Origin of the sequence: Chryseobacterium urinae (genome assembly GCF_030518295.1) — a bacterium.
GTDB lineage: Bacteria > Bacteroidota > Bacteroidia > Flavobacteriales > Weeksellaceae > Chryseobacterium > Chryseobacterium mucoviscidosis.
Genome location: NZ_JAULSJ010000005.1, coordinates 53,186 through 72,210 on the forward strand (window position 1 = coordinate 53,186; position 19,025 = coordinate 72,210).

General features: G+C 35.7%; 17 protein-coding genes. 15 read left to right on the top strand and 2 right to left on the bottom strand.

The features are described 5' to 3' along the window. Nucleotides 1–169: 169 nt before the first annotated feature. The 12 genes from QWT87_RS04415 to QWT87_RS04470 all read left to right on the top strand — a co-directional run bounded on the left by QWT87_RS04415 (nucleotide 170) and on the right by QWT87_RS04470 (nucleotide 10,466). Nucleotides 170–667 (top strand): thermonuclease family protein, encoded by a 498-nt coding sequence (locus tag QWT87_RS04415; protein ID WP_302714171.1) that lies wholly within the window; start codon nucleotides 170–172, stop codon nucleotides 665–667. A gap of 1,023 nt (nucleotides 668–1,690) precedes the next feature. Continuing rightward, on the top strand, nucleotides 1,691–3,052 hold the full coding sequence (locus QWT87_RS04420; protein ID WP_138143213.1) for a hypothetical protein: 1,362 nt from the start codon (nucleotides 1,691–1,693) through the stop codon (nucleotides 3,050–3,052). Between the two features lie 13 nt (nucleotides 3,053–3,065). Further along, nucleotides 3,066–4,160 (top strand): hypothetical protein, encoded by a 1,095-nt coding sequence (locus tag QWT87_RS04425; RefSeq protein WP_098972277.1) that lies wholly within the window; start codon nucleotides 3,066–3,068, stop codon nucleotides 4,158–4,160. A gap of 8 nt (nucleotides 4,161–4,168) precedes the next feature. Beyond that, nucleotides 4,169–5,401 carry a hypothetical protein gene (locus QWT87_RS04430; protein ID WP_098972275.1) on the top strand — a complete coding sequence of 411 codons (1,233 nt, stop codon included), beginning with the start codon at nucleotides 4,169–4,171 and terminating at the stop codon, nucleotides 5,399–5,401. Nucleotides 5,402–5,407: 6 nt separating this feature from the next. Then, nucleotides 5,408–5,872, top strand: coding sequence for a hypothetical protein (locus QWT87_RS04435; protein ID WP_098972274.1), 465 nt, complete (start codon nucleotides 5,408–5,410; stop codon nucleotides 5,870–5,872). Between the two features lie 12 nt (nucleotides 5,873–5,884). After that, nucleotides 5,885–6,310, top strand: coding sequence for a DUF4844 domain-containing protein (locus QWT87_RS04440; protein WP_098972272.1), 426 nt, complete (start codon nucleotides 5,885–5,887; stop codon nucleotides 6,308–6,310). 151 nt (nucleotides 6,311–6,461) lie between these two features. Continuing rightward, complete coding sequence (locus tag QWT87_RS04445; protein WP_098972270.1) at nucleotides 6,462–7,043, top strand: hypothetical protein; 582 nt, start codon at nucleotides 6,462–6,464, stop codon at nucleotides 7,041–7,043. Nucleotides 7,044–7,120: 77 nt separating this feature from the next. Continuing rightward, the gene (locus QWT87_RS04450) at nucleotides 7,121–7,747 is read left to right on the top strand and encodes a DUF4240 domain-containing protein (protein ID WP_098972268.1); all 627 of its coding nucleotides are present in this window, start codon (nucleotides 7,121–7,123) and stop codon (nucleotides 7,745–7,747) included. A gap of 22 nt (nucleotides 7,748–7,769) precedes the next feature. Beyond that, complete coding sequence (locus tag QWT87_RS04455; RefSeq protein ID WP_098972266.1) at nucleotides 7,770–8,378, top strand: hypothetical protein; 609 nt, start codon at nucleotides 7,770–7,772, stop codon at nucleotides 8,376–8,378. Beyond that, complete coding sequence (locus QWT87_RS04460; RefSeq protein ID WP_098972265.1) at nucleotides 8,375–9,355, top strand: hypothetical protein; 981 nt, start codon at nucleotides 8,375–8,377, stop codon at nucleotides 9,353–9,355. Before QWT87_RS04455 ends, QWT87_RS04460 begins: the two co-directional genes overlap by 4 nt. Continuing rightward, nucleotides 9,352–10,119: a DUF2314 domain-containing protein gene (locus tag QWT87_RS04465; protein WP_098972263.1), complete on the top strand. Its 768-nt coding sequence runs from the start codon at nucleotides 9,352–9,354 to the stop codon at nucleotides 10,117–10,119. Before QWT87_RS04460 ends, QWT87_RS04465 begins: the two co-directional genes overlap by 4 nt. Next, nucleotides 10,116–10,466 (top strand): immunity protein Imm33 domain-containing protein, encoded by a 351-nt coding sequence (locus tag QWT87_RS04470; protein WP_098972261.1) that lies wholly within the window; start codon nucleotides 10,116–10,118, stop codon nucleotides 10,464–10,466. The genes QWT87_RS04465 and QWT87_RS04470 overlap by 4 nt, the downstream gene beginning before the upstream one ends. A 402-nt stretch (nucleotides 10,467–10,868) precedes the next feature. Here QWT87_RS04470 and QWT87_RS04475 read toward each other — a convergent pair whose 3' ends face one another. Continuing rightward, nucleotides 10,869–11,198: a hypothetical protein gene (locus tag QWT87_RS04475; protein ID WP_098972258.1), complete on the bottom strand. Its 330-nt coding sequence runs from the start codon at nucleotides 11,196–11,198 to the stop codon at nucleotides 10,869–10,871. A gap of 647 nt (nucleotides 11,199–11,845) precedes the next feature. Here QWT87_RS04475 and QWT87_RS04480 point away from each other — a divergent pair. The 3 genes from QWT87_RS04480 to QWT87_RS04490 all read left to right on the top strand — a co-directional run bounded on the left by QWT87_RS04480 (nucleotide 11,846) and on the right by QWT87_RS04490 (nucleotide 18,697). Further along, entirely contained in the window at nucleotides 11,846–14,713 is a 2,868-nt protein-coding gene (locus QWT87_RS04480) for a SusC/RagA family TonB-linked outer membrane protein (RefSeq protein WP_098972256.1), read from the top strand. Between the two features lie 80 nt (nucleotides 14,714–14,793). After that, nucleotides 14,794–16,179 (top strand): RagB/SusD family nutrient uptake outer membrane protein, encoded by a 1,386-nt coding sequence (locus QWT87_RS04485; RefSeq protein WP_098972254.1) that lies wholly within the window; start codon nucleotides 14,794–14,796, stop codon nucleotides 16,177–16,179. Beyond that, a complete protein-coding gene (locus QWT87_RS04490) occupies nucleotides 16,166–18,697 on the top strand; it encodes an alpha/beta hydrolase family protein (RefSeq protein ID WP_098972252.1) in 2,532 nt (843 codons plus the stop codon). Before QWT87_RS04485 ends, QWT87_RS04490 begins: the two co-directional genes overlap by 14 nt. A gap of 38 nt (nucleotides 18,698–18,735) precedes the next feature. Here QWT87_RS04490 and QWT87_RS04495 read toward each other — a convergent pair whose 3' ends face one another. Next, a complete protein-coding gene (locus tag QWT87_RS04495; RefSeq protein ID WP_050022320.1) occupies nucleotides 18,736–19,005 on the bottom strand; it encodes a DUF6520 family protein in 270 nt (89 codons plus the stop codon). Nucleotides 19,006–19,025 lie beyond the last annotated feature (20 nt).

The window sequence follows — 19,025 nt, forward strand, 5'->3', positions numbered from 1 at the left end:
GTTTATATTTTAACGTTTCATTGTCTTATTTAAGTTTATCATTCATAATTTTTTGGACTCAATATAGAATCTGTCTGATTGAGCTTTTTAAAAGTTATTTTTTACCTCAGAGCTTTATAATTACTACTTTTGCAGCCTGTTTTAAAATTCGAAATATTATTTGTTATTGATGAAAAAAAATCTGCTCATTCTTTTTGTATTGTTTTCAGTTCTTATTTCTTCACAAACGGCAGGAAAGGTAATTAAAGTGAGAGATGGTGATACAGTGGTTGTGCTGTTATCCGACAGCACACAGGAAACTTTAAGGCTTGCGGAAGTAGATTGTCCCGAAAAAGGTCAGGCGTTTGGAAAAAATGCCAAGCAATTTACCAGTGAAGCTGTATTTGGGAAAACGGTGACATTCTACAGGACGGGAAAAGACAGGTACAAAAGAACCGTTGCCAAAATTTTTTACGATCATAATAAATATCTTTCCGAAGAAATCATAAAGGCTGGTTTCGGATGGTGGTATTTTAAAGCATCGAAGAATCTTGATCTGCAGAAATTACAGGACAGTGCCAAAGCAAAAAAGCTTGGTTTGTGGACGGACAAAAATGCAGTTTCACCTTGGGAATACCGAAAGAGCAGGAGGAAGAAAAACGCGGACAATAAAAGTAAAGCTCTTTAATATTTGAAAAGAAAAAAGAGACTGTTGAAAACAATCTCTTTTGTGGAGTTGGAGGGATTCGAACCGTCTCTTTAAACCTCTTTATTTATCAACATCTTTTAAAGCTGAGTCTCAGGCTACTCACCGAATTACTCACTTTGAAAATGTAGGTTTTTGATTCATTTTACAAATCAAAGATAGTAACTTCATTCGTATTTTAATGCATATATATTAAAGTTTTATGGAAGATTTGAAATATCTTCAAGCACTAATATGGTAAGTATCGTGAAAAAATCGAAAATTACAAAAGGGTTTTATTGTTATCTGTGGTTTGCCTAGTTTTCCCAATGAGAATTGTTAAATGTCTCTTTGGAATTAGTTCCGATTCATTTATATATAAAGTCTACTTAAAACAGTGCATCAAATACTATTTTTTCTATGTTATTACACATCTTCTAAGTTAAACAATTTTAAAGAGATATTATTAGAAATTACATTTATTTTTTTTGATCCACCTTTTCTTAATATATTTGTTTTAAATCTAAAATTAGAAAATTATAAGAGTAGCCTGAAAATACATATAAAAATATTGCGTTAAGCAGTTCATTTTCTTCGTTCAAATACTGGAAATATTATCACTAAAGAATTATGACTGTAAGATGCGCCCTCTCGGGGCGTGTTTTGCTCATTTCTTTAGTAGGCTATTCCAGTAGCCTGAACGGAGGGTGATGTCAATTCACGCTCTTTTTATTGTTAAGAAAAATATCCGTAAAAATACGGGAAGAAAAAGAGTGTAAATACCTATATGTATTTCTTCTAATTTTCTTAGAATTACAAATAATGAAAATAAAAGATTTTACGTCAAGTTTTGACGTTAATCTGATTTAGTTTTGTAAAGTAGAATATTGAGTGATCACTATTGGGTGATTTTAAAAAGACTTATTTTTGCAGTTATCACAATATACAATGAAAAATTTTTATTTAAAATCCTTTTTCCTCTGTTTAAGCTCCTTAGGATTCGCTCAGATTCCTAAGTTACCAACTATGGAAAATCCCAATCCCTCTACATTTCAGAATTATTCTGACCAGAGCTTTATAAATCCCAAAAGGAACAGTACAACTCCCGTAGTTCCCCAGAACTACAATAATAATATAAGAACTCCCCAAGCATATCAACAGGATGTAAAAAGGGCGCAGGAAGATATCAGGCGGTTTGAACAGGAACAGGCAGAAGCCGAAAGAGCTGTATTTTACAGCAGGGTAAAGGCGTTGGAAGATTCCGGATATAATCTGCCTTCCCTTTCAGGAAAGGCAGGAACAAATGCCTATTATGATGCCTTTGATAAACTTTCAGCTCTTGATTCTGAAAACTATTCAACAACTGAAGCTAATTTTATCGTAGAGAATGCTTTTTATGGTGGTAAACAAAATTTTAAGCAGTTTAAAGCCGGAATACAACAAACAGCAAAACAGGTACTTCAGAAAATGAGAACTGACAAGCTCGATACTGAAGACAACACCATGAAAAACATTGCCCTGTTTAAGCACTTTTCAAAAAATTACAAATATGATTTTGACGATTATTTCGGGGCGAAAGACTGGACTAAAATGTTTACTACAAAGCTCATGAAAACAGGAAAGGGGCAATGTCATTCAATGCCCTTGTTGTATCTGATGATCGCTGAGCAAATGGGCGCACAGGCTTCTCTCGCTACTGCTCCGAACCACACCTATATTAAATTTTTAGATAGTGAGGATCAGTGGCAGAACATCGAGCTGACGAACGGAATTTTCACAACTAATTCCATGATTTTGGAGTCCGGATATATCGGCTCGGAAGCCTTGCAGAATAACTTATACATGAACAGTCTGAGTAAAAAAGAACTCATGTCACAATTTTATGCTGATCTGGCGAACGGCTACATTCATAAATATGGAATGGATGAATTTGTAGGTAAAACATTGGATAAATCTTTGGAATACTCCCCAAATAATATGTACGCCAATTTGCTCAAATCTATGTACCAACAGGCAAGATTTAAGCACGTTACCGATAATTTAGGAATTAAAAACGCAGAAAATCCGGAAGAACTGCAAAACATCCGCTATTTTCCTAAAGCAGTTGAATTACTTCAGGAAACTAAAGCACAGTTTGACAGGATTGATAATTTAGGATTCAAATTCATGTCAAGCTCTGCCTATTCGGAATGGCTCGGCAATATGGGTAGGGAAGCCAATAGGCAACAGAGCGAGGAAATTGCGGAAAGAATAAAGCAGATGAATGCTGAAAAGCAGAGAAAAAAACAAGAGGAACTGAAAAAAGCACAGGAAGAAAAAAGACGGATTGAAGAGAAGAAAAAGAAAGAAGAGGAAGAAAGACGAAGACTATTTTATCTTAAAACATAATGAATTAATATCTATGAAAAATTTATTACCATTCACAATATTTATTTGGTTGCTCTGTTCCGGAACAGCCAAAGCTCAAAACAACCAGTTTTATAATGATGCCTACCAGACCATTGACAATATGCTCGAAAGCAGGCAAAAATACAGCTTTAAAGATGCTGTTTTCAGTGTGGAAGAAGCCTATTATCAGGGTAAACTCGATACTACGGCACTCAATAAGGAGATCAGATTTTTAAAGAACTTTGCACAGAGTATTTTAAAAGATAGAGATCTGGAATATAAAGAAGCAGATAAGGAAAAGGTAAGCAAATATTCTGCGGTCTATTCTATCATGTGCAGGACTATTCCAGTTGCTGTAAAAGATTCTGTTATTCAGTATAAGCCCTTTGAATATGATTTTACCGATGTTTTTGGGCATAATGACCTTCCTAACCTGTTTGTATCTAAATTACTGGCCACCAAAAAAGGCAATTGTAATTCTATGCCTTATCTGTACAAAATATTAGCGGAGGAATTAGGTGCAGATGCCAACCTTGCATTAGCTCCTAATCATGTCTATATAAAACATAATATTAAATCTGTCGGTTGGTTTAATACTGAGCTTACGAGTGGTATTTTTCCGGAAGACGGTTGGCTAATGGCCTCTGGGTATATTCATTTGGATGCCATTAAAAATGGGGTGTTTATGAAAGCTCTTAATAACAAGGAAAGCCTTGCCTTATGTCTTTTTGATCTCGCTCAGGCATATAACAGAAGTTATCCCGGGAACGATGGTGAATTTGTTTTAAAACTTTTAAACAGGTCAGTAGAAGTCTATCCCAATTTTGCAAAGGCTCTTATTTTAAGGGCTGAAACCCACAAAAAACAGTTTGAAAGTATTATGTTTAAACTGAACCTGAGCAAAGATGTACCGGAAAACATTAAAATAGCCCTGAAAGACCCGAAAGCAAAAGAACTCATGGAACTCATGAAAAAGGAATATGGTCATATCTACGATATCGGTTACAGGCAGATGCCTGAAGAAATGTATCTGGAATGGCTTGTATCTCTAAAAACAGAGAGAAATAAATATGAGAATAAAAAATTATTAAATAACTTTAGCAAATAATCACAATCATGAAAAAATTATTTTACTTTATCTTTTTCCTGCTGATAGGATTTTCCCATGCTCAGGTAAAAAGCAAGACTACTCAAAAGCCAGAAAAGCCTTATATTAATCCTGTAAAGCTGACAAGAGAAGAAAGATCACGCCCTTATATGAGCGAAGTTCTGAAGTCCAGAGATTCACTTTCTCCACAGGAAGCCGAAAGAAGAAGAAAAAATATTGAACTGGCTAACCCTTTTAGAAAGTATGGTTTCTATCCTAAAATAGCTACGTTAAGCAAAGGAAAATATTTAGAGGTTCACGATATTGACAGTATCATCAATATTGGCTCTGTACGCTTCAACAGAAAAACAAGAGATATTGTTGAGTTCAGGGAAATAGATTTGAGTGATCCGGATGCTCAGCCTTATCTCGATACCGCAGGACGTTGGTTTTCGCCAGATCCTTTGAGTGAGGAGTTTTCAAACTGGACACCTTACAACTTTGCCTTTAACAATCCCACGCGGTTTGTTGATCCGGATGGGAGAGAAGCTAAAGACTGGGTAAGAACGGCTAATGCAATTTTTTATGACAGTCGTGTTACCAATCAAGCAGAAGCAGAAAAGGCTTATGGAAAAGGTGCTCAGCATATTGCTCCGGGAGGGGCTGGAAGTTCATATACAGCTTCAGACGGAAACCATTATCAGTTAGGAGATCACGGCTTTGTTTTGAAGAATGGAACACAGCTTTTAGGAGGTGTGGACTATGCTGATTATGCAGTAGATAATTCCGGAAAAACAATGAAGCAAGGGCTTACAGCGGCAGCAGGAGCAATTACAGTAGGAGGTGGTCCTGAAGATGTTCCTGCGGATGTTGTTGCGGCAGGGATATTATCTATCTACGCAACAGGGGCATTAATCCAGAAAATGGATTATGAAATGTCTAAAATAGAAGAAAAGCCGGATGGCCCTACTGGATGGCAATACTCATTACGTGCATCTGCATCTGGACAATATCCTATTTATTCTTCTGGCTTTTCCACTCCAACAGGCTCTACGTTTTTGAATAAAGGAGATGTCTGGAAATATGGGGAAACTACATCAACAGGTAGATATACCCAAGGAGAATTAAATCAAGCACGACTTATACAACGAAATGAGTTTAGTGGAACTCAAAGACAAATTAAAATGATGGAAAAAACTAAAATTTATAATTATTTCTTTCAAAATGGTACACTACCTCCGGGTAATAAAATTTTCAGATAAAATATTATGAAATTTGCAATAACACAAGAAGTAGACACAAGATCAGGAAAGAAAAGCGATATTATTCAACAAGTATCAAATGATTTAGAAAATTATCTAAAGGACAAAAATTATGGCTCCGATATCGAAACATTTCTTATCGGTTTTGTTGGAGTTAAAACAAAGCCCGGATATGAAGAATGGTATAAAGAAAGAAAGCCTAAATATACAGCTTATAAGGCTTCTAAAAACCGCATTACAGGGCTTCCTATGGAAATTATAAAAACTTTTAGTTATGATATTAAATTCGACTATGATCTATATGATGAATTTGTAGAGGCATCTGATGAAAATAGTAAAAAGATTTTAATATTAAAGATATTAGATTCGTTTAATCACTTAGACAAGTTCTCAAAGAAAATCAAGGATTTTGATGCTGAAAAATTCAAATCCGATATCGAAATTTTCTTTAAAAAAAATGAATTTATATAAAACAATTTGGCAATGATACTTAGAAAAAACTTTCCTTTAAAAGTTATTTTAATTCTGCTTCTTTCCTCAATAATTTATTCCTGCAATAAAAATGAAAACTCAGGAATGATAATTGAAAAACTTGAACAGTTAAGAAAAGCACCAAAGTTTAAACAAGAGGGGTTATATCCGGGTCTTGCAAATGAGCAACAAAGAGAAGCTCTATCCAAAAAATTAGATGAAGTCATTGACGAATTTAAAAAAGGAGCTAAAAATGGATATAACAATAACCAATATCAGGATTTAATGAGAAAAAATATTTCAAAATTTGATTCTTTTAATTTAGATACTGAAGACAGAGAATATATCTGTGGATTTTTTGAAAGAATAATGGATGTAATAGGATTAAAAAGTTCAGGTGGTATTCTTAATGAATGGCTCTATGGAAAACGTTTCTAAAATCATTTAACACAAAAGGAATGAAATCTGGTGCAGCAAAATCATCTTAAAATAATTATATAAATCCTTTACTGCTCAAATGGTATTACATGAGTGGAGAAGTGGAAACTAAAACTCTAAAATCATTCAAACACAGAATAAATTTATTAAAATGAAGAAATTATTATTTATTGGTGCTTTAATCCTGAGCATTTTATTTATATTAAGTGTTGCAATAAATCCTCAAAAGAACAAATTATCTAATTTTAAACTTGTTGTTTATGATATTGAAAACAGTACTGTCTCAATATCTTCATATTCAACGTTAGATAAAAACGGAATACTAAAAGTATGTTTGAAGAGATATCATGATACCGTTTTTTATAAATACCAACTCACTAAAGAAGAGATTGAAAAAGTAAATAAATTATCTTCCAGCAAATTGCAAAATTTCGTAGACAAAAAGCAGTTAGAAAATAACAGTTACTATGCAGGAAGCAGAAATTACATTAATTTCAAAGTTAAAAATAAGGATGAAAGACTGTGTTTTATTCAGCCTTTTATGAGTCCTGAATTTAGTGAAATTATGGATTTGCTGACTGAAAAAATATACAAACAAGACGAAATAGCAATAACATCAGGGTTTAAAATTGATTTTGAAGCAATAAAAAATGATATTCTAAAGCAAAATGAAATAGATAATTATCTGCCACAAAAACGATTACCTCCACCGCCAATGAGAAAATTTAATTAAAAAATGCAAAAAAACTATTATTAGCTACAATTTCAATAATACTTTTAAGTTGTTCAAATACTGAAAATAATAATTCTATGGGACTATTCGGAAAACTTTTTGGAAAATCACAATTAGACAAAAAAATATCCAGTCAACCAAATTTTAGCAATATTGAAAAAACTGCTGAAATGTTAGATGAAAATATTTTTTGGAATATAATTGATAATTCATTAAAAAATACCAATAATCAAAAAAATCAAGAGGCTTTTTTAATAAAGGAAATTCAGAAATTAACGCTTAAAGAAATTATTGGCTTTCGTTTAAGAACAGACAAATTGCTGTATGACACTTATAATTCAAAAATGTGGTGTGCAGGATATATTATGAATGGTGGATGTTCGGATGATGGATTTGAATATTTTAGAAATTGGGTTATTTCAAGAGGAAAAGATGTCTATTATAAAGCGAAAGAAAATCCAAACACCCTTATAAGTCAAAAAGAAAATGGTGAGGATGAAATGTTTGACTTTGAAAGTTTTTGGTATGTTGCATTAGAAGCATTTAATAAAAAGACAGGGAAAAGCTTATATGATTTTATTGACTATGAAAATTTTAAAACAACCGAAGGAAATTATCCTCAGTTTGAATTTGATTGGAAAGAAGAAAACCCTGAAAGTATGAAAAAACTTTGTCCTCAATTATTTGAACACTTTTGGAATTAAAAATATTACTTGAGTATAAAGTATGCCATATTACATAAGAATATTAGGTACATCAGACCATAAAATTCATCTTGATGAAATTATTAGTCTATTGAATGATCATGGCTTATCCGCTAAATTTAGTATTTATAAAAATGAGACTCCTGATAATTGGACTGTTATTGATGTGTCGAATTTGAATGACGATTATCTAATGCAAATTGAGCGTAATACAACTAATGAAGGGGTTGGCAAAGAAGAGATTGAAGAATTTAGAGACGAGATTTTAGAATATAAGCCAGTTTCTGCCTCTAAATGGCTCTACAAATATTTAGACAAAGTAAAAGTTATTTATGCTTTTCAGCTTCTTAATGCATCAATGAAAGAAGAAAATTTTTCTATTGTTGAAACTATCAAATCTGTTATTTGGAGTAAAGTTGGCGGGATTTTTCAGGCAGATAATGAAGGATTTTCAAATGAGAATGGTTATCATATTCTTTGGCAATTCTCAGACTATGTCACAGGAGAATGGAATATGGCACTTAAAAACTTTTTTGGAGGATGGACGAATTTTACAATGGATTTAGGCGATGAAATACAGAGAAAAGAATTTTTAGAAGGTAAAGTCCCAAAAAATGCAAAAAAACTATGACCAATAATCCATATTTGACTTTTAAAAATGATGAACTGGCAAAATCAAAAATTTTAGCCAAAGAGCTAAATATTTCAGAAACTGATTTTATTAATATACAATTTTGGTTTGACTTATTACTATTGAAGCATGAAGAAGCAACGAGCAACCATGAAGAGCAATTAATAACTGAAAAAGAATTAGAAGCCAAATTTAACGAGCTTATTTCATCAGAAATCGAAAGGAAAAGTTATAAATATATTCTTCCAAAATTATTGAATTACAATAATGAATTCAACGGTGCTTTTTTAAGATCACTTTATGTTGCAAGGTTGGGATTTTTACTTAGAGAGAATTTGATACCCAAACTTGTTAATGATAAGAAATTAGTTTATTCACCAGAAGATTTTTTCAATGTTACCATTTATCTCCGGGATAATTATTTTGTTTCTCCCAATAGCAACTTTTTAGAAGATATACTAAAAATAGAAAATGTTCGTGGTATTTTCAAACAGGCTACTACCAAAGTTAAGTTTGAAACTTTGAAAAATATATTACACATTATATATCAGAAAACCTATCATCATGATATTATCTGTTTTAAAAAGATTTTAAAATCAGTATCAGAAACAGATTCCGAATTAATTTCCTATCTGAAGAACTTTCAAGTAGAAAATAAACAAGGTTGCTATAAGATTATTAATGATATTTTGAATTTGGATTTTTTAAAAGATAATTGGAATGACTTTAAGATAAAAATTCAGTTAATTAATTTTTTAGATACTGCCAGAGGTGCTAATCCTAATTCCAGTTGGAATAATAAATTTCAAGAACTATCTGCAATTATTGATAACAAAATGCTTTTACAAATTGTACATACCGTTTTAAAAAATGAAAACTGTAAAATCTATGCATTTGATTATGGAGTGCAATGGTGTGACGATACAGCAAAACGATTTTTAAAATCCGCACAGTGGATAAAAGACATTTTGGAATGAAAAATAGTGGAAAAATAAAAGAAACAAAAGAGTATACATACCATTTATATAAAGCTAAAAATACACTTTGGTATTTTAACCATTTGATAAATAATGAGTTTTCAGGATATAAGTCTGTAAAGTTTAAAAACTCTGAAAATGTCTATGTATGGTTAGAAAATGTAAAAATTGAAGAAAATTATTATTTAGGCAACTTAGCAGAAAACGGTAATTCTCAAAAAATCCTGATAAATGATGTTATTGATTGGATGATTATTGAGAATGGAAGGTTAATCGGTGGCTATACTATACGGCATTATAGAGATACTCTTGATGATGAAGCAAAACTAAACTTTGATATTGATTTTGGAGTAAAAATTGATGCTGGTAATGATTTTTTCAAGCCGGATTTGACTACACCCGAAGGTGCTATAATTAAAATTGAAAATTATTACTCAGATAACGATTTAAAAGGTGTCATTTCTTGTAAAGATTTTGAAATGGAAGCTGAAAATTTACTGGAGGAAAGAGGCGCAATTATTACCGAAGAGACAAAAAGTAAAATATCAGAAGTATTAAAATCATCTTTAGTCGAAACTTTTCAATCAAACGAATTTCCAAATTTCGAAAATATAGAAAGGTGTTTTGCTCTTGTAGAAGAAAAACAGAATCAGCGATTAATTGAAGAAAAAGTTATCTATCAAAACGGAAATTTTACATTCAATAAATTATGGGTATGGCGATCTAAAAACGGAGATTGGAAAGTATTAAATCTTTTTGAATGATGAATAAAGACTATTTAGAAAAACAACTAAAAATTTGCATGAAATATTCTCAAATATCAGATTTGGTTGAATTAGATACGCTAATTGCATTGGGCAGAAATTTTAATCCCAATATTCAAATAAATGGATTAAGACATCCTCGAACAGAAACATTAAATGGTTGGTATATTTGGTCAGGAGAATACTCAGAAGCATTTGATTTTTTTCAGCCTTCACACGCATATCATTTATTGGAAAATGCTTCTTTTGTTATTTCATATTTAGGACTTCCAGCAGGAAATCGATTTCTGATAGATAATAAAGGCTATGAAGATGTATGGTTCGATGAGAAATTATTAAATGTATAATGACTGAGTATCATGTTATTTTTGAAGTTCTAAAAATTGAACATGAATTAGAACAAGGCTCTACAATACGAATAGGAGAAAGATTCGTAGGGCTTTATTATCCTGATAATAAAGAAATTCATTTTACCGATGATAACGGCCAAGAGTGGATTTTTTACGATGGCGATACATGCAGTATTATCAGCAAGATTTAGCTGACCTTTAAGAAAGGGTATTGAAAAAGGCGATTTATATTCATCCAAAATCAACTGAACACTGGTCAATTTTAATAGATTGTACAATTTTATATTTTAGAAGAATTAGAGAGCAATTTGCTCTCTAATTCTTTTATCATTATTCCCATAAAATGCTTGCAGTCTATTAACAAATAGCAAAATGGTTGAAATGTAATTATGGAATTTACTAACTTTTTTTAAGCATTTCTTCTCTGAATTTACTAACATCTCTTTCCGAAAGCTTATCATAAATTTCAGCAAAATCAATCATTTTATAACCCATTGACTCAATAATAAGAACAATAGTTGCCATCGTTGACCTTTTCTTTCCGCTAAAAGCACCATTTACTGTAGCTTTGGTCAGTTCTGAATTAGAGTTTGCAGCTATTTTATCATAACTATTGACTATGTCCACACTACCATTCGATTTCGCTGAGGAACTCTTATTGTTACTTAGCATTTTACGCAAAGTAATTGCAGTTTTTATAATTATAATTTTTTCACTTTCTTTAATCATAAATGCAATTAAGCACATAATGAAAAATATTTTGGTATAGTTTTGTATACCAAAATATTTTTTCTTATCTTTGTGAAAGAAGTTACTTAATTGTAATTTTGCGAAACTTCAAAAAATATTAGAAGCTATTCGCTTAGAATCTTGTATCAGAAAACTGGCACTTTTCATTTTACCACAAGACAATAAGCAGATTGCTCACGTTCTAAGCGTGGGCTCTCTTATTCGTGGTAAAGGGTATGCCAGTACCTCTGATACGGTAGGTAGAGTTCCACGCTGTTTTTTCAATGATGTCCGCCTTCTCTACATTTCTCTAAGCTGCTTTTACTATAAAGATTAGATAGGATACAATGGCAGCGCATCCATTGGAGCTTTACAGTTCACACTCGAGGTTAATTTCATTCATATTAATTCTTTATGATGTGTTTAGGTTGGAGGTTTTGTAATCTCCCAAAACCTTCTCCTAGACAATATTTAAAAACACAATGAAACCATAAAAGACCATCAAATGAAAATAAGCAGCACCTATTATAATGATACTTAGTTATCTTTTTGTTACAGAACAATAAGAAATAAAAAAGCCCTTTCCTTTAAAGTTTGCAGACCGTAGAGAAAGAGCTGTCGTTTAACGAATTAAACTTTTCAAATTTATGAAAAAATCCTATACCAGCATAGGGCACGTTTCATGTGTCGTTATGCTGACGGTAGCAGGCGTCTCTTTTCATGCACAGATACAGAGCAATTCTGATACTATTTCCCGAAAGAATACCCCTGAAGCTTCCGTACTCAGGGAAAAGACCGATACCTTATCCCCTTTAAATAAACCTCTTTCGGAAAAAGTAAGCAGCATTGAAGAAGTAGTGCTAAATGCAGGATATTATAAGGTCAAAGATAAAGAACGCACCGGAAGCATAGCCAAAGTTTCAGCTAAGGATATCGAAAACCAGCCTGTCACCAATGTGCTATCCGCTGCTCAGGGAAGAATGTCAGGAGTAAGCATTACCCAGAATACCGGAACCCCGGGAGGCGGATTCGATATCCAGATCAGGGGAAAGAACAGTATCCGCCGTGAAGGGAATGAACCCTTATATATTATCGACGGAGTTCCTCAGGCTTCCGAGACCCCTTCGCTGTATTCCACTAAAATCCTTCCGTGGTCCTCTATCAATCCCCTGAATGCCATCAATCCGAATGATATTGAGAGCTTTGAGATTTTAAAAGATGCTGATGCAACAGCCATTTACGGATCAAGAGGAGCCAACGGGGTGATCATTGTAACCACTAAAAGAGGAAAGAAAGGACGATCTGAGCTCAAGCTTAATACCTCGTATTCCTTAAGCAGGATTACTAGGCCTATGGAAATGATGAACACGGAGCAGTACATCAGTATGCGTCGTCAGGCATTCCAGAATGATAATGTAGCCTATCCTGCTACCATGTATGACATCAATGGAACCTGGGATCAATCCCGACACACCGACTGGCAGAAAGAACTGATCGGAAGCATGGCAGATGCCTACAGCGTTCAGTTGTCCATGAGTGGCGGCTCTGAAAACTTTTCTTACCAAATCAGTTACGGCCATAATGAGCAGACTACTGTTTTGCCAGCTGATTTTAAATATAAAACCAATAATATTAATGCCAATTTCAGCTATCTTACTCCAGACAGAAAACTGGAATTTAACCTGGTGAACACCTTCTCTTTTCAGCAAAACAATGTGCAGAATGATGATCTTACGCTAAAGAGCATTATGCTGAGTCCCAATGCTCCGGCACTCTATACCTCAGATGGGAGCATCAACTGGGAGAACGGAACCTTTAACAATCCGGTGGCTTCGCTTTTGAGTGAGTATTCCAATAAGACCGCCTTTTTTAATAACGGGCTGAATGTGTCTTATAAGCTGTTTCCTTTTCTTTCTCTAAAAATGAACGCCGGAATTAGCTATCAGAATTTCGAAGAACGATCGATAAAGCCTCATACGATCAATAATCCTTCTTTCGGACAGACCAGCATGAATTCCACTTCTTCCCGGAATAACCAGGTGAACTTTTCCTATATCCTCGAACCCCAGCTGGTGGGAGCCTACAAAACCGGAAATCACCAGTTTGAATTTTTATTGGGAGCAACCCTGCAAAAAACACAATCGGAACAGGGAGCTATCCAGGGAAAAGGCTTTGAGAGCAATGCTTTGATTGATAATATTGGAGCCGCCAGCGTAAAAACCATCTCCGACCAGGTTCGCAGCCAGTATAACTATACAGCCGTTTTTGCCCGCTTTAACTACCAGCTGAAAAAAAGATATATTGTGAATCTTACCGGAAGGCGTGACGGTTCCAGCCGTTTTGGAGCTAATAACCGTTTCGGAAACTTCGGAGCCGTAGGCGCGGCGTGGCTTTTCTCAGAAGAGCCATTTCTGAAAGATGTAAAATGGCTGAGTCTGGGTAAGCTTCGGGGAAGCATCGGAACCACGGGGAACGATAAAATAGGAGATTACCAGTATCTCAATACCTATATCATTTCATCGGGTATTTATAACGGGCAGACCGGTTTAAATCCGGCCCGTTTGTATAACCCTGATTTCAGCTGGGAAAAGACCCTGAAAAAAGAATTGGCACTGGAATTAGGACTCTGGAACGGACGCTTTAATTTCTCAGGAGCTTATTATGAAAATACTTCTTCCAATCAGCTGGTGGGAATTCCGCTTCCAGCCACCACGGGCTTTCCTTCAGTACAGTCTAATCTTCCGGCAAAGATCAGGAATACAGGTTGGGAATTAGATACCTCGGTTCAGGTTTTGAGAAAAGGAAAGTTCAGATATGACACCTCTTTTAACCTAAGCATTCCCAATAATACGCTTGTAGAATTTCCAAACCTCGAAGGCTCTACCTATTCCAATCAGTATGTGATCGGATATCCTACCACCATTGCCAGGGTGTACCAGTATGAAGGCATAGACCCTGCCACCGGACTCTATAAGTTTAAGGATTTTAATGGTGACGGAAAGATTACCTCCCCCGATGATAATAAGGCAGTGGAAAAGCTGGGTGTCCGGTTTTTCGGAGGATGGTCGAATAATTTCAGGTGGGGAAACTGGTCAGCTTCTTTCCTGTGGCAGTTTGTAAAACAGAGAAACTGGAATTACAACCGCCAGATGCTTCTGCCCGGAGCACTCAGCAATCAGCCCGTAGAAGTACTGGATGCATGGTCACCATCTAACCCAGGAGGCAGCTATATGGAATATTCAGCAGGATACAACCCCCAGAAGCTTTCCCTGCACGGGTTCTTTCAGAACTCAACAGCGGCAATAAGTGATGCTTCCTATATCAGGCTTAAGAATGTACAGCTGAACTACCGCATTCCCATGCAAAAGATGGGCATCAAAGAAGCTATGATCTATGTGCAAGGACAAAACCTTATGACCATCACCAATTATTTTGGAATGGACCCCGAGTTTTACCTCGTAGGCTACCTTCCGCCGCTAAAGACCTATTCATTAGGATTCCAGGTGACTTTTTAACAATTAACATTAATGATTTGAAATCATTAACGATTGAGATGATTGATGATTTTATATGTAATAACTTTTAGCAACTAACAATGAAAAATATTATAAACTCTATAATAGCACTTCTTTTGATGCTTTATGCTGCTTTAAGCGCAGTATCGTGTGAGAAATTTATAGAAACAGATTTTCCGAACAACCAACTGGCCACAGAGCAGGTATTTGAAGATGAGAAAACCGCAGATGCGGCACTCGCAGGATTGTACTCCGGACTATGGACCGGTTCCGTGATCAGCGGCACCACAGATGGCTCCGGTGCTTTACTGGGAAATTATACCGATGATATTACATGCGTTTTTACCAGTGCCGGAAACGGAATCCTGGATATCTACCATAACCAGCCGCTGGCGACCAATGCTACCGTGAGCCAGGTATGGACGACGGCTTATCAGCAGGTGTATATGGCCAACAGTATCATAGAAGGGGTAGAAAAATCCCAAAGCCTTTCTTTAGCAGCAAAAAGCAGAATAAAGGGCGAAGCAATGCTCATCCGATGCCTTATCTATTATTACCTGTACCAAATGTACGGGGAGATTCCATATACTACTACGACAGATTATGTATATAATTCGACCTTAAGCAGAATGCCTAAGACTGAATTTCTGCCAAGGCTGGATGCCGATATTTTGGAAGCGGTGAACTTTCTGCCTTCAGCATACCGGAATGCAGAAAGGATTTATGTCAACAAAGCAGCAGGCTTGGTTTTACAGGCTAAATTGAAAATGATGCTGGGAAAATGGCAGGAAACAGAAGCCTTATGCCAAACGGTCATCCAGAATACTGACTATGTTTTTCAAAATGACCTTTCCAAAGTATTTCAGAAAGCAGGAAAGCATATTATCTGGCAGCTGAAACCTAAGAACAATACTGACCCGACAAGCGAAGCTGTACTTTATAATTTTGTGGGCGCACCTACCTCATTTATTTTGAATCCGGATCTAATCGCTTCCTTTTCTTCGGCTGACCTCAGAAGACAAAACTATTTCACACCAGTGATATTTGGTTCCCAGATCAATTACAAACAGACCAAATATAAGGTGACTACCGCTACTAATACGACAGAGTATTCTATCATTTACAGACTGGAAGATGTGTACCTGATGCTGGCGGAAGCTTTAACCATGCAGAACAAAACAGCCCAGGCAGTTCCTTTTATCAATCAGACAAGACAAAGGGCGGGGCTAACACCTCTCAATACCTCTATTTCACAGGCCCAAGCGATGGAAGAAATAAAAAATGAAAGAAGAAAAGAATTTTTTGCAGAACACGGAAGCCGGTTTATTGACCTTAAAAGATGGGGACAATTGGACCTTTTACAAACGGTAAAGCCTAACTGGAAACTGGCCAATCAATATCTGCCACTCCCGCAGAAAGAAATGCTTTTGAATAGTCACTTAACACCACAAAATGATGGATATTAAAGCGTCACATATTGATTATATCACTTTCAAATCTTTCCTAAGGCGAAGTTTCTATGTAGTAGTATGGATATTTCTTCTCATTATTATGCCACAAAACCTTTCAGCCCAGCGGTATGAGCATCTGGAAAAGCTGGTTAAGGATACCGAAGAAATGAAATTTCCCGAAGCTTCTGATAACGGCAAATGGCTGGCATGGTATATTTTCACTTCTGACGGGACAAAGAAAATGATGCTGCAAAGCACAGTGGATAAAGACAATAGACAAAAAAGAAAAGATATTGATTTTATCATGTTTGTGGGGAATCACCTTGTGATACAGGCAAAAGATACCCTAGAATACCTTAATCCCGAAACAGGAAAATCCCTTTTTTTTTATCATGTCAAAAAATGCATCTACAATAAACAGCAGAATACTCTTATGGTACTGTATACCGAAAAAGAAGGAAACAGGCTGGAAGTTTATGATGATGATACGAACCTTAGGCAAACCATTTCCGGTATTCAGCATATCTATTCCGAAGGTGAAGAGACCATCGCTAAAAAGAAAACAGGTGATCTGAATGAAGCTTTGATTTTGAATAAAGGGATCTTTGAAGGGATCTTTTCGACCCGTGATGAACTGAGCAATGTTCTGCCTTCCGGCATGAAACAGAAAGGCTTCCTAATTCAGACCGGAAAGAAAGGAAAAACCAAATTATGCAATATTTCTCAGGATAAAAAACAATATATATTTGACGGAAGTGGGTACGCCGACTATGATCAGATGACCTTAAATCCTTCGCGTTCTGATAATAGTATTGTCCTTAAATTAGGAAAGAAAATCCCGCCTTCAAAAGGAATGGTTGATATCTGGTACGGAACGGACTTCGACCTTAAAAAGCATGCAAAGGCGATCACAGAATTTATCCGGGTGGACTGGGAGCCGGTAAGCGGTAAGCAAGTCCTGATGACCCGCCCCGGATATTTCGGGGAGACTGCTATCGGCAATTCACGCTACCTGATGTATGAAACCGACAAACAGCAAGTCGACAAAATGGATAAAGCAGGAGGGAATAGCTTTGACAGGCTGTATTTGTGGAATGCGGTAACCGGTACCTATACCCTGATTACGGATCTACGGAAACAGATGGTCATCTCACCATCCGGTAAGTATTTGTTAATCCAGAGGGAAAACAACTGGCAGCTGTACAATACGCTAACCCTGGTGATGGAAGATGTAAAGGTTTCTGCTGCTATGATTCCTTATTTTACTTCTGAGAAAGAAGTTCTGTGGGTAGGAGGAAACAGGATCTTGGAATATAATCTGGCCACTCAGAGAATGAAAGAAATGTTTACCGCCAATGATGATTCAGAAATCGAGATGGTGGATTTTACAAGAACCAGTACGGAATTAGGATACGGTAGAGACTTCAGGACAGCAGATATCAAAAAGAGCTTGCTGGTAAAAATCACGAATCCGAAGAATAGCCATACCAGCTATGCCAGTTTAAAAAACAGGAAGCTGCATATCATCCAAAAGCCGACTCTTGATGAGATCACGGAATTTAAAAAGATGAATCAGGGTGAAAATTATTACTGGATTGAAGAAAACTACAATAAGCGCCCTAGACTCGTGGTAAAGAAAGGAAAAGAAGACGCAAAGGTTATGTATGTTTCAGATCAGAATAATCAAAAATTTGAACAGGCAGAGCTGATTAAAATTTCTTACAAAGGCTCGGATGGAGAAACCATAAGCGGTACTTTGTATATGCCGCTTGGTTATGACCGCTCAAAAAAATACCCAGTAGTGCTCCATGTATATGAGAAGCAAGATTATATGACCAAAAGATTTCTGCGGCCTTCCTTCTCGAATCCGACCGGACTGAACATTCCATTATTGATGGAGGAAGGCTTTGCCGTAATGCTTGCTGATATCTCACAATCCGACAAAGGAGCAGGAATTTCAGCACTGGAAAGCATTAATAATGCCTTAGACGAATTACAGAAAATCAGGAATGTGGATATGACAAAGATCGGGCTCATGGGGCAGTCTTTTGGCGGTTATGAAACTAACTTTATTGCCGGACATTCGAACCGTTTTGCAGCCTATGTCTCTGGATCAGCAGTTTCGGATGTGGTAAGAACCTACTATGCGTATAATTATCATTTTAATGCTCCCGACTATTACAGATATGAAGGCCGTCAGTACTGGTTCAAAGCCACGGTGGCGGAAAATCCGGAAAAATACATCAAAAATAATCCGATCATGTCTGTTCAGAATGTCAGTGCACCCATGCTGTTGTGGACGGGGACTGATGACGGAAATGTTAGCCCTGAAGGAACTAAGTCGATGTTTATTGCCTTAAGGAAATACCGCAAGCCTGTTATTGCCTTGTTTTATGATAAAGAAGGCCACAGTTTAAGCAAGGCTGAAGCTCAGAAAGACCTGACCCTTAAAATTCTGGATTGGTTTAATTATCATTTGAAGAATAAAAAAAATATCCCCTGGATACAGAAATACACAAAGGGTGCTCAATAAAGCGCACCCTTCTTTTAGTAGTTGGTAATAACTAACAGTTAAGGAATTCTGAATAATTCAGTTTCGCAACTGGATTCATACAGGTCATGGACACCAGAAGCGTCACTTACTGTACAGACAATACCAGTATTATCTGTCGTACAAAGCTGACTTGTCATGACACAAGGCTGTTCCGGATTTTCGAGATCAATTTTCCATCCAGGAATATCAGCTTTTTTAGTCTCTGATGCTACATTGGTAGCATACGCACTGCCTGCTCCGATTAACAGGATAGCCAATGGCAATGCGATTTTTCTCATTTTTTTCATTGTTATAAATTTATTATTGG